Below are 11,364 nucleotides of genomic sequence, written 5' to 3' on the forward strand. Positions count from 1 at the left end.
TCAATAAAATGTTTTAATGAAGCTGCAACCCAGGTTCGACTATCATCCTCGTGATTCCAAACATAAATATCGTTTTTTTCAATGGTCCCATTTTTTAATATTGCATAACAAAATAAATCGCCATTACCTGCGCCTGAAAAAAAGAAAAGATTATCAAATGGCATATAAATATCTATATAATCTTCAAAATTTCTATAAAATAGATTGTCCTTAATAATTTGGGAAGTTGACCAAACCAGAGGACAATTCCAGTTGTCGAACACACCATTTGTTTCATTAAATAAGGCAGCTAATTCTTCAGGTAATTCAACATTTAATTCTTTTTGAATTTGAGCAATCTCAAACTTTATTGCAGGGTCTTTAAAGTGATGTTCCTTCGAAATGGAATTGACAAATTCTATCCACATTTCATTCCCCCCTAAATTTTGGATGAATATGTTTTATATTCAATTTCTATTTATGAAAATCCTTCTTTAACTATCCTGCTTCGTTAGCTGAATAAGCAAAGGGATCGCCGCTGCAATCCCAATCTTCAACTCTTGCACCCGTTAGCTGAATAAGTAGAGATTCAATTATTTTTCAAAATGTTATACAGTTGTGCTGATTTGGATGGAACAAATATGATTGGATATTTTTCTCCTAACTGTTTCTTCACCTCTTGGAATAGTTGCAACCCTTTTTCATTGTGATTTTCCTCTAGTTTTAATCCATTTTCCTTTAATGAATCAGTTTCTAAATCAATCCATTTACCATATTCCGATACCCATTCCATTAGCTCTTCCTGCAATTTATCTGGTATGGGGAATTCCTCTATATCAAGATTTTCACCACAATCGTTACACCAAATTGGATCCGCCACAAAATCAGCTTCGAATTTATATGAAGTATGTTTGCAGTTTCTTTTTAGTTTCCAAAACATTATTTGCTCTCCATTTCAAATTTATAAGTAAAAATTGCATATACACCTATATCACAATTATATCCCAACACCTGATGTTCCGTCTGGCTTATCACACTAACCTGCTTCGTTAGTGGAACAACTAAAAAGGCTCTACTCCTCTTGAAGTAAAGCACCCGTTAGTGAAGGAAGAAATCCAATTAATATTCATCCTCCTGAAAGTATTCACCTGTTGACTTTAGATTATCTTCATCGCAGGAATAAACTATTTCATTATCGAAAATGAATACGGCATAAATCCACTTTCCAGTATTTTCGTCAAAAGCATCACCAGCAATATAACCTTTTTTATTGATTGCTTCTTTTAATTTAGGATTAGAGGAATTAACTATTTCAACTATCTCATTGTATTCAAATTTCTTTTTCATAAAGCCTCCTTGACACTTCAAGTCTTGCACCCGTTAGTGTAAGTACATTTTTTCACAATCTTGCTATTAGAAATAAATAAAATACTAGCCTGATTTGAAGAATTAGCACCTATTTGCAAAATGAACTTATCTAATTTAACTCACCAATAAACCAGATTTCGCCTTCATAGTTGATGTCCTCGTCCGAAATTATTTCTTTGAAACCCCTAACTGTTAAATCAGAAGATAAAACAAGCTTCCACTCTTCTATAATATTTCTACCACTATCCAGAGGTATCCATTTTTGTTCTTTTGAATTTCTCTCGAAAAAACCATCAAACCAGCTTTTGTCTGGGAATACTACAATCTGTGAGTCAAACAAATTGGGTAATGAAATAATAGCATAAATGCAATAATCACTTTGTTCTTTCGTCTTTATGTTTATTAAATAATCGACCCGTTCGATTAATTTTTGCATAATATCTCGCCTTAATTTGTTCGGTGTATTTTTCGAATCTATATATTCTTGGCTGAATGGTAAGTGTAGATGCCAATAACCTAGAAAATAATCATTAGGATTAGGCATAGTTTTTGTTAAGTCTATTAAATCATTTACTAACATTTTGTACCTCCTCCTTAAACCCCTAATTTTCCTTTTTGAACCATTATCAAATTTCCATTGAACCACATCTAAATCCCCCTAATATATTTACAGACACCCCTTCCTTTAAGAGGAGTGCGGCACTTATCCATCTTCAACTCTTGCACCCATTGTTGAAGAAGGAATTTTATTAAAAATCACTCCCGAACTTCAGTTACATTAACCCCTTCTAATTTTACATCAAAGGTTAGTATGACAGGACCCTCTGGTGGATTATGGGGACCTGTGTAAGTGTCATATTTAACCTTTATCGTAAAATCAAATTGACCAAATTCACCTGTTTTTCTCTTAACTTCTAAAATTTCTGCATTCCATAATCCATAACTGCGAGTTGGATACTTATCTTTTATTGCTTTCCTTGCATAAGGGTCTAATAAAACTAATAAAGAATCATAAAAATCAGTATGTTTTTCTTCGACATTATTATTAGTTTCAGCAAATGCTCGGTTTATTGAATATGAAGGACAGGTTACAAAAAATGAGATAACAAATATGCCCAAAATAAATTGTTTCATAATAACACCCCTTACAATTCTTTTGGTTTAATCTACCCTCATTAAGCACTAAATATTGACAATCCTTCTTTCATTAAACCTGCCCCGTTAGTGAAACAAGAAAAGCTGCCTCAATGACAGCTCTGATCTTTAACTCAAGCACCCCGAAAGTTTAAGTACATTTCTTCACAATGTTGAAGTTCATACTTTTTCAATTCCATTTCCAGTAACAATAAAATGTGGACTGTTTTCTTTTCGATTAAAGAATCTCCAGTGTTCACTTTGTTCATCGTCATCTGAACTGTCTGGAAATACTTCTAACTTATAACCCCCAGATAAAAAGACATTTAATCCACCAACTTCATCAGAATCAATTTGTAATACCTTTATTTGTCCATTGTCTTTTATAAAAGTTTTAATACGTTCATCAAATCTGTTATTACCTTTTATATCCCAATCGAAGTCCTTAATGTCTCCGTCCCATTCTGAGCTTGGAGAATAGTAGTCCCTTGAAGCAACAACAATTTTGTTACCCAATGAAATTCTCCAAGAACACTGGATATGTAAAGCGTATTCTGCCGTTTCTTCGGTTCTGCCTCTTCGAATTATTTCCACTATTTCCCCAAAACCCAGCCAAAAGAGGTTAGATGCCCTTCCTGCATACTGTAATTTTAATCCTACTAATTTCCCTAATTCAGAGATAATTACTTCTTTCATACACATCTCCCTGTATTTTATTTTTATTTAAGTAAAGCACCCGTTAATTGACAAGAAAAACCCTAGCTTTTAATCTTTTTTATCCCTTTTGCCTTTATCACTGAATAGCCAATTGAAAAAGATAAATAACAAAACCAAAATTAAAGAGTGAACACCGTTAGCAATCCAATGAAACGATTTAGAGCTAAAATAATCTTTCAAAATAAAGTAAAAATAAAATAATATAAACAAAATCACATAGGAATAATTACGAAATGTTTTCATATATCTCCTCTTCCCCGTAGCCTTTCCTCAAAAACTCTAAAATATTTTATTTCTTCATTTTAATGAATTTCTCCTTCTTTCACTAAACTGCTCGTTAGTCGAATAAAAAACGGGATACATCTGCAACCCGATGTACTCGTTAATTGAATATTGATTAGCTTATTATGAACGGCATTTATCTAAAATTATCTAAATAAAAATGAAACCACTATAAACCAACGATAGATGGTCTTGAACAATAACCCGAAAATTCCACTTGATCATTTTCATATAACAGAGGACCGACAACCTCTATATCGTGTCCTAATTGATTAACCAAAACAAGAACTTCGAATATTGCTTTTTCTGGTTCATCTACCTGAAACGAAGAATCGCAATAAACTTCAAAGAGTGAATTGTCTTTCCAATATTGTTCTAATGAAATAATTTTTAGTTTATCAGTAACTTTTTCAATTCTTGTTAATACATTTTGAGCTTTATCTTTAGTTTTTGCATTTATGTAAAACCGCCAACCAATGGTCTCGAACATTATCTGCTCTCCTTGTATTCTAATCGTTATGCCCCCAGCTTCGTTCAATATGTGTATGAATTCGTTGTTTTTTCTTATTTCTCCTTCTTGCACTAACCTGCTCCGTTAGTTAAAGAAGGAATAAAAAAAGAGCGACTTCTCAGTCACTCTTTATTAACTATTTTTTGTTCTTTGTTTATTCTGTTTGTAAATATAATCGATCCTGCTCATTGTCCTATATCCTAAAATACCAAGGATTACTGAATATATCGTTGTTAAAATTAAGCCAAGTATAGCAATCCAAAATAACGATGTTATCTTCTCTTTTTTGTTAAGCACACTAATAACCTCCACCAATTAATCGTTATTATCTTGTACTTATTTAGGGAGATTATTCCAAGATCAACAATTGGTACGTTTTCTTGGAAATGCTAAATAAAATACTTTTTAACTAAATTTGGAGTTCTCCTAATCTGATTAATTCAAGAACTGCCTGGTATCTTCCCTTACTCCAAGCTTTTTTATAACATTGAAAATATGATTGAGTACCGTATTTTCAGTGATAAAAAGTAATTCAGCAACTTCTTTTGGGGTTTTATCTTGTATTAATAACTCAAAAACTTCTTTCTTCTCGCACGGTAAGTAGAACCCAAAGTTTTTTTTCTCTAAATTTTCACTCATTTGTTCCCGCTTTTCTATTACCACAATAATAAATCTCTTTATATATTTGATTTCAATATATTTTATACTGTTCTTATACAAGTATTCTGCCCCGTTAGTGGAACAAGGTGCCTTCTTAAAGCATCGCACCCGTTACTTTAAGTACAATTCTTCACAATCTCCTTCGTTAATGGGCGATGCCTTTTATAGCATCACACCGATAATAAAAAATTTTGTTATTCTTTAGAATTAATAACTTTCGCCAACCCTAACGCTAAATTCCGTGTGAGTATATCTGAAACTAATTTTTCATCCTTCAGCTGACAATTAATAATTAGTATAACTTCTCCGTGTTTTTCATTCCGTACCAGTTTAATTTGCTTTTTGTTATTCTTCCATTTATACAATATTATTTCGATTACTAAACCAATAATAATGCCGCTGGCTGCACCAATTAGTCCCCAGTATATAGGTCCCCATTCTAATTCAAATCCCTTGCTGGCTAAAATAGTTGATAATACAACTGCTAAAGCAAAACCCTTATCTAAAAACGAACGACCGTCAGAATGATTAAGGGAGTCAATGATTGAAGCTCTAACATTTACTTTCTTTAATGGAACTGCAAAAATATCCGTTATGCCATTCTCCTGTAACTCTGTTATCCCAAGCTCAAGATACTTTGTTTGTTCAAAGGTCGCAAAAATTTGCATTTATTCCACCAGTCCTCCCTTATGAATGTGGAAATTCGAAGGCTGGAAATTTTCCTCTAAAAAGCGTGCTTGTTCTTTTGCAAACAATTTATTTAGTTCAATAGTATCTGTATAAGATTGATACAATGTGAAGAAATAAAAAGAAGGTATAAATAGCAACCATTGCATATTTAATACTTGTGTGGATTTTTGTATATCTCCCTGTATTAAATAAATTATTGCTTCAGCGAAGTGCGAGTAAAATACAAAGATAACTGCCCAAAAAAGTGTAAAAAAACTTGCTAAGATTCTTTGTTGATAAAATTGACCTAGACTTGGAATGAAAATTGCCCAAATAAGAGCTAGGATAGGATTTCTCTTATCCAGATAATTAACACCCGCTGCGTTCATAGCATATTTCTTGATGGGAGAGTTGGCACTTTCGCTAAGTTTATACTCTTTGTTCAAATCAACTGTTCCACGGTAACTGTCCCATATACCGAATAAATATATAGGTATATATAAAAGCAATAATCTGGTATTTAATATACCTTTAGCTGATGGTATATCGCCTATAAAAGAATACACCATAGCAGCGTTTAGATTTGAATATGAATTAATACAAATTTCCCAAACAATTAGACCAGTACCACGAAAATAATGCCCTAGTAGAATATGACCAAGTCCAGGGAAAGCTACTGACCACCAAGCAATTATTGAAGGCTTTCTTAAATGAAGTATGGTTGTATCAAAAATTCCTAAAACGTTTCTAGGAAGACTTTCCCTTTTCATAACCCTACTCATATAAAATGCTCCTTTGATCCAAGTTTGTAATTTCTGTGTACAGGTTAAATTCAGTTATATAATCCTTTTTCCTTAATCTCTCCAAAAAATTTTTTAAATAAAAATAATATCAATAATTAAGTTTTCTTTCTTATGATAACCTGCCTAGTTAGCACAATAAGAGAAGGCGCTGCCGTAGCAACTCTTCGTTTAACTCTTGCACCCGTTACTAAGTGCACTATTTCACATTTTTTTTGTGAGATTAGAAAAAGGCAAACTACATCTTGAAGAATCACACCAGTTAAGCTATAAATGTATCCCGATAATAATCGGAATTACTGAACCACCCGCATCGAACCATGTTGAAGTTTCTTTGTAAAAAACCTCCACAAATACTGTTTTTATCAAAACAACTACACCTTGTTTCTCATCAGTAAAATCTTTTGATTTAAGAGGTTTTTAATTTTTTACATATTTTTCACCTCTGAGAAAACAATAAAAACAATGTACAAGTTCGTTTATTGGAGGATAAATCTTGGAGACAAATAACCCCATTCGATTAACTGCTCCAGAAATGGCAAGCCTTTGGACTCTATACATTTTTGATACCATGTCCATTTGTTTTTTTCGTTATGCACTGGAGCATATTGAAGATCACGATGTCAAATCAATCTACCAAACTGCCCTTGGATTATCCCAAAAGCATGTCCAAAAAATTACAGAATTCATGGTAAATGAAAATTATCCTATCCCACATGGGTTTACAGAAAAAGATGACGTAAACATTCAAGCACCTCGTCTTTTTCAAGACCCGTTCTACCTAAATTATATTTATATCATGACTTTGCAAGGGATGACTGGATATTCTTTGTCTGTTGGTACTTCGATTCGTTCTGACTTACGGAAGTATTACATAACCTGTATGTCCGAAACGATGGAGCTTTTTGATCAATCCATTGATTTAATGCTTTCGAAAGGACTTTTTGTACGACCTCCTGTTATTTCACCACCCGAATCAATCGATTTTGTAAAGCACCAAAGCTTTTTAACGGGATGGTTGGGGGATCGTCGTCCTCTGAATGCTATCGAAATAGGAGATATTACTTTCAACATGCTAAAAATGCATTTACATGCTGCTTTAAAAGTAGGATTCATCCAAGTAGCCCAATCCAAAGAGACTCGTCAATATTTCATGAGGGGACTTGACATTGCCAATAAACACATAAAAATATTTGAATCGGTATTTAAGGAAGATAAATTAAATTCTCCTGTTTCTTGGCAATCGATGATCACGAGCTCTACTTCTATGACCTTTTCGGATAAATATATGATGTACCAAATTCTATTGTCTACACAATTATCCCTTTCATTTTATGGTTCTGCTTTGAGTGTCAATTCAAGAAGAGATTTAGGTGCTCATTACATACGACTAATTTTAGAACTCTTACAATTTGCAGAAGACGGAGCAAACCTAATGATAAAAAATGGATGGTTAGAGCAGCCTCCAACAGCAAGTGACCGTGACTCGCTCGCCAACAGGAAGGAGAAATAAATAATATGTAAAAACTGGACGCTAGGAACGATTCCTAGCTTTTTCATTTGCTGCACTTCATAGGGCAAAGAAAACAAAATTCCATCTCCCTTGTTACACTAAACTGCTTCGTTAGTTGAATAAAGATAAGAAAAAAAGGACTGCCGAAACAGCCCATTTGTTGTTTAACTTAAGCACCCGTTAGTTGAAGAAACACCTTCTCTTTTTTCGAAATCGATTTATCGAATAATATAACCACCCTTAAATCATCCTAACATTAAAAAGAGGGTGACATAATGAGAAATATTAAAATTTCCGTATTATCTATAATTTTGCTATGATATTTGCACCGTTAAACACAAGGGCTGTACAATTTGAACAATTCTCATCAAAAGAAACATCAAAACAATGGAATGTTGTAATAGAAAAATCTATTAGCGATAACTCCAAGCATAACCCTTTAAAAAAAGATGGATTATATAACCTTTACAATATAGGCATTACAAATATCGGTGATAAAAACGTTCGATTAACCAGAATTGAAGCATATAGTGATGTGCAAAAAAAAGAAAATGAACTGTTTACGTTTGATGATAAAAAGGATAATATGTTAAATTCTTCTTCGTTTTTTCAACAAACTTTCCCCTTACACAGTAAGTCAACAAAAATGAAAGTGATTGTTACTTGGACAGACAATAATAAAAGTAACCAGCAACGAAAATATAAAGAGGAGTTTATATTTCAAAGATAAATGATGAGAGAGGATATTTCCTCTCTTTTTTATTTTATTCTTTTGGTCCACTATGGAAATAAAATTGGTCCCTCTTATTGAACTAAACTGCCACGTTAATTGAACTAGATCCACTTCTTTTTTATCGTGAATATTGTATGCAAAGCTTGTTGATATAATCGTTATTATCCGCAATAAAAAATGGATCTTCAATAAGAAGTTCCTTTTTAATAGCAATAAACAGGCTTAACGGAATAAAGCACCAATTTCGTGCCAATTCCCTGTCCAACTTGTAATGGAAAAGACTAAAAGTAAAGTAAGGACTGCTAGTCCCAAGTAAAATTTCTTTATATATTGGAATATAAATACTAGAATTCCCACAGCGACAGCAACAATTGCTGTATGTGCATAGAAGTTAAGGAAATTGTCTTTAAAGAAGAATTCAAGAACTGGAAACAGAAAAGCTATGCTAGCTATTAACATAAATCGCTCTTTTTTCAAGCTATCACCTCCTTAAACGTTAATATTACATATTCTGCCTAATTACCTTTATAACCATTCTTATTCAACTCTCCTGCTTACGTTAGTACAAATAGAAAAAGCTGCCTCAATGACAGCCTTTATCTTCAACTCTTGCACCCGTTAGTGAAAGAACAAAAGTTAAATATTATCGTTTTTGTACCACTTACCTTCTCCCATTTAGTGTAGATTTGAAGAAAGGGATTTTTTAAACCATTTATTATACTCTTCTAATACTTCCTTCTCTATTGATAATACTAATGATTCCGCTTGTTCGATTACGTCTTTAATTAAAATGTTATTAGTCTCTCTTATTTCGAAGGAATATAGAATACTAAGAGTGGATTCACTATTTTCGTATTCCTCTAATTTTAAATCATTCTTTTTAGAAATGATTTTTGCCTCTAAATCCATATATTCTCTAATATACAAACCAAACTCCTCATCTCCCTCTATTTCTATCAAGGAGGATGATAACCTTCGCCCAAATTCGATTCGGATACCCTTATTGACTTTTTGATAATGAATATAGGTATCAACAATTAATGATGAATCAATTACAGGATAACCATCATCTGTTATATCATCATAAGTTTCAAAACTATCTTCTAAATGAAGATCGCTTACTTTAATGGGAAAAATATCCGATTTAAGGATATAACATACAGGATCTGGCATATAAACTATGTTTTTTAACAATATCGTATGTGTCATTTTAATATCACCTTTTTATTTAAATTTTCCAGGTTTTTATCCTATAAGATTATATCTCCTAAAAAAATAAAAAACCCTCTAAATTTGTTTTAACAAATAAAAAAGACGATACCTTTTTGAGTAACGGGTTCTGTTTTCGAGTACAAAACATTAAATAACACACGAATTGGTTTGCTTTTTTTTGTTGATATGACGGGGTTTCTAGTCGAATTGAGAGTAACGAAGCACCGTAATTCGTACCGCTTTTAGCAAGGTGACAGAAGTTTGTGTCACTCTGCGAATTCATATTTTAAAGCGGTTGCTAATTGTTTTACTGGTTTTTATATTTATAATGATGGTTTGGTGGATATTTTTATTAAAATAAAGAGAGGTGTTATTCGACTAAGCACTCGTTTGTTCAACAAAGATGCAAGGGATTAAAACAAAATATGGTAAAATAAAATATAGAAATAATAGTGAAAGGCGGAATAATCGTGTTAGAAATATTTCCTATATATATAACTCCGTTTGAACAAGAAAGGCTGATTAGAGTATATCTACCTAAAAATTACAACAAAGAAAATAAGAGGTTCCCCGTATTGTATATGCACGATGGGCAAAATGTTTTTCGTGATAATGATGCAATTGGTGGCAAATCTTTAGAACTCGAAAACTACTTAGATGAAATTGGATTGGAAGTTATTGTTGTCGGTATAGACCAAAATAGAGAAGACCGAAAAAATGAATATTGTCCTTGGGTAAGTGGAGAATACAGCAAGAAAATATTAGGTTATACTAGTTCAGAAGGTGGAAAAGGGACAGAGTACATAGACTTTATCGTAAATGAACTAAAGCCATTCATAGATAATAAATACCTTACATTAAAAGACCGTACTGCGATGGCGGGAATTTCACTAGGAGGGCTAATTTCCACTTTTGCTGCGTGCCGTTATCCTCACATTTTCACCAGAGTAGCTGCTATTTCTTCTGCTTTTTACCGTAACCAGGAGGAACTAGAGAAGTTATTAAGTAGTTCCAATTTATCATCGATTGAAGATTTTTACTTGGACTGCGGAACTAAAGAAGCTTCAGGTGAAGAATTAATTAGTAAGGAATTTGTAGCTTCAAATAATTCCATTTATGAAATTTTAAGAGAGAAAATATCAAATGTAAAGTTTGAAATTATTAACGATGCGGAACATAATTATTTTTTCTTTAGAGAAAGAGTCCCTAAAATATTATCTTTTTTAGTGTCAACTTAACTAACCTTTAGTTCAATAAGCCCTTATTTAAAAAAATGCTCAGAGTTTTATGCCCTGAGCATTTTATATGCCGATTTATTGTGTTAATTCTTTTGTTGATTTATATGCTAATTTCACTGTTATTTTAGCAGCTAATTCGAATTTTGTACTTCGAAACCGAACCCGTTACTTTTTGAGGTGCCGCCTATTTTTTAAATAATAGCTTGAAAATTTATTAATTAAACTAACTTATACAAAGATTATTTTGATATTTGAACACCGACACGATGCTGCTAAATAACCTTATTGAAAAGAGAATTTCCTTTGCCTCATTGTCCTGCCTAATCAGCGACAAAGCGAATGTTCCTATTGAACAATCGCACCCGTTACTTTAAGTATAATTTTTCACAATCTGTTTTTGGAACAAGAAAAAAGGGGACTTTGTATATATCTAATAATTTAGTGCTGTCCTAAAGTGCCCTAACTTGTAGAATAATTACAATAACACTTAGGGGTAGGATTGATTTGAAATTGGGACTTTTAGATAAATTATTCGAAAAAAAGCAGAA

The 11,364-nt window shown here is 32.5% G+C and carries 14 protein-coding genes and 1 pseudogene; 3 read left to right on the plus strand and 12 right to left on the minus strand.

The features are described 5' to 3' along the window. From AB7942_RS29370 to AB7942_RS29415, 10 genes and pseudogenes are all read right to left on the minus strand, one after another. On the minus strand, nucleotides 1-407 hold a 407-nt coding region (locus AB7942_RS29370; protein ID WP_369449607.1), incomplete at its 3' end, for an SMI1/KNR4 family protein. A 161-nt stretch (nucleotides 408-568) separates the two neighbouring features. Then, nucleotides 569-919 carry a hypothetical protein gene (locus AB7942_RS29375; protein ID WP_168243982.1) on the minus strand — a complete coding sequence of 117 codons (351 nt, stop codon included), beginning with the start codon at nucleotides 917-919 and terminating at the stop codon, nucleotides 569-571. A 179-nt stretch (nucleotides 920-1,098) separates the two neighbouring features. Continuing rightward, entirely contained in the window at nucleotides 1,099-1,326 is a 228-nt protein-coding gene (locus AB7942_RS29380) for a hypothetical protein (protein WP_369449608.1), read from the minus strand. Nucleotides 1,327-1,456: 130 nt separating this feature from the next. Continuing rightward, nucleotides 1,457-1,927, minus strand: a complete 471-nt coding sequence (locus tag AB7942_RS29385; protein WP_369449609.1) for a DUF3916 domain-containing protein — start codon at nucleotides 1,925-1,927, stop codon at nucleotides 1,457-1,459. 176 nt (nucleotides 1,928-2,103) lie between these two features. Continuing rightward, nucleotides 2,104-2,481: a DUF3888 domain-containing protein gene (locus AB7942_RS29390; RefSeq protein WP_369449610.1), complete on the minus strand. Its 378-nt coding sequence runs from the start codon at nucleotides 2,479-2,481 to the stop codon at nucleotides 2,104-2,106. Between the two features lie 180 nt (nucleotides 2,482-2,661). Further along, on the minus strand, nucleotides 2,662-3,177 hold the full coding sequence (locus AB7942_RS29395; RefSeq protein WP_369449611.1) for a hypothetical protein: 516 nt from the start codon (nucleotides 3,175-3,177) through the stop codon (nucleotides 2,662-2,664). Nucleotides 3,178-3,649: 472 nt separating this feature from the next. Beyond that, nucleotides 3,650-3,970, minus strand: a complete 321-nt coding sequence (locus AB7942_RS29400; RefSeq protein ID WP_369449612.1) for a hypothetical protein — start codon at nucleotides 3,968-3,970, stop codon at nucleotides 3,650-3,652. 430 nt (nucleotides 3,971-4,400) lie between these two features. Continuing rightward, nucleotides 4,401-4,630, minus strand: a pseudogene (locus tag AB7942_RS29405) (helix-turn-helix domain-containing protein). Between the two features lie 215 nt (nucleotides 4,631-4,845). Then, nucleotides 4,846-5,319 carry a hypothetical protein gene (locus AB7942_RS29410; RefSeq protein WP_369449613.1) on the minus strand — a complete coding sequence of 158 codons (474 nt, stop codon included), beginning with the start codon at nucleotides 5,317-5,319 and terminating at the stop codon, nucleotides 4,846-4,848. Beyond that, nucleotides 5,320-6,102 carry a hypothetical protein gene (locus AB7942_RS29415; RefSeq protein ID WP_369449614.1) on the minus strand — a complete coding sequence of 261 codons (783 nt, stop codon included), beginning with the start codon at nucleotides 6,100-6,102 and terminating at the stop codon, nucleotides 5,320-5,322. Between the two features lie 514 nt (nucleotides 6,103-6,616). Between AB7942_RS29415 and AB7942_RS29420 the strand changes: the two genes are divergently transcribed. Both AB7942_RS29420 and AB7942_RS29425 read left to right on the plus strand, forming a co-directional pair. Beyond that, nucleotides 6,617-7,633, plus strand: coding sequence for a DUF3231 family protein (locus tag AB7942_RS29420; protein WP_369449615.1), 1,017 nt, complete (start codon nucleotides 6,617-6,619; stop codon nucleotides 7,631-7,633). A 316-nt stretch (nucleotides 7,634-7,949) separates the two neighbouring features. Beyond that, a complete protein-coding gene (locus AB7942_RS29425; RefSeq protein ID WP_369449616.1) occupies nucleotides 7,950-8,363 on the plus strand; it encodes a hypothetical protein in 414 nt (137 codons plus the stop codon). A 225-nt stretch (nucleotides 8,364-8,588) separates the two neighbouring features. Here the strand turns inward: AB7942_RS29425 and AB7942_RS29430 are convergent, their stop codons facing one another. Next, nucleotides 8,589-8,843, minus strand: coding sequence for a hypothetical protein (locus AB7942_RS29430; RefSeq protein WP_369449617.1), 255 nt, complete (start codon nucleotides 8,841-8,843; stop codon nucleotides 8,589-8,591). 198 nt (nucleotides 8,844-9,041) lie between these two features. After that, nucleotides 9,042-9,575 carry a hypothetical protein gene (locus tag AB7942_RS29435; protein WP_369449618.1) on the minus strand — a complete coding sequence of 178 codons (534 nt, stop codon included), beginning with the start codon at nucleotides 9,573-9,575 and terminating at the stop codon, nucleotides 9,042-9,044. Between the two features lie 473 nt (nucleotides 9,576-10,048). Between AB7942_RS29435 and AB7942_RS29440 the strand changes: the two genes are divergently transcribed. Further along, nucleotides 10,049-10,816, plus strand: a complete 768-nt coding sequence (locus tag AB7942_RS29440) for an alpha/beta hydrolase (protein WP_369449619.1) — start codon at nucleotides 10,049-10,051, stop codon at nucleotides 10,814-10,816. Nucleotides 10,817-11,364: the final 548 nt, after the last annotated feature.

The sequence above is a fragment of the Neobacillus sp. BF23-41 genome, from assembly GCF_041106275.1.

What these genes read in the sequence shown, in the direction of transcription:
- AB7942_RS29415 (WP_369449614.1), bottom strand. Translation starts at nt 6,102, where the DNA reads ATGAGTAGGGTTATGAAAAGGGAAAGTCTTCCTAGAAACGTTTTAGGA.
- AB7942_RS29425 (WP_369449616.1), top strand. Translation starts at nt 7,950, where the DNA reads ATGATATTTGCACCGTTAAACACAAGGGCTGTACAATTTGAACAATTC.
- AB7942_RS29390 (WP_369449610.1), bottom strand. Translation starts at nt 2,481, where the DNA reads ATGAAACAATTTATTTTGGGCATATTTGTTATCTCATTTTTTGTAACC.
- AB7942_RS29410 (WP_369449613.1), bottom strand. Translation starts at nt 5,319, where the DNA reads ATGCAAATTTTTGCGACCTTTGAACAAACAAAGTATCTTGAGCTTGGG.
- AB7942_RS29435 (WP_369449618.1), bottom strand. Translation starts at nt 9,575, where the DNA reads ATGACACATACGATATTGTTAAAAAACATAGTTTATATGCCAGATCCT.
- AB7942_RS29385 (WP_369449609.1), bottom strand. Translation starts at nt 1,927, where the DNA reads ATGTTAGTAAATGATTTAATAGACTTAACAAAAACTATGCCTAATCCT.
- AB7942_RS29380 (WP_369449608.1), bottom strand. Translation starts at nt 1,326, where the DNA reads ATGAAAAAGAAATTTGAATACAATGAGATAGTTGAAATAGTTAATTCC.
- AB7942_RS29400 (WP_369449612.1), bottom strand. Translation starts at nt 3,970, where the DNA reads ATGTTCGAGACCATTGGTTGGCGGTTTTACATAAATGCAAAAACTAAA.
- AB7942_RS29395 (WP_369449611.1), bottom strand. Translation starts at nt 3,177, where the DNA reads ATGAAAGAAGTAATTATCTCTGAATTAGGGAAATTAGTAGGATTAAAA.
- AB7942_RS29375 (WP_168243982.1), bottom strand. Translation starts at nt 919, where the DNA reads ATGTTTTGGAAACTAAAAAGAAACTGCAAACATACTTCATATAAATTC.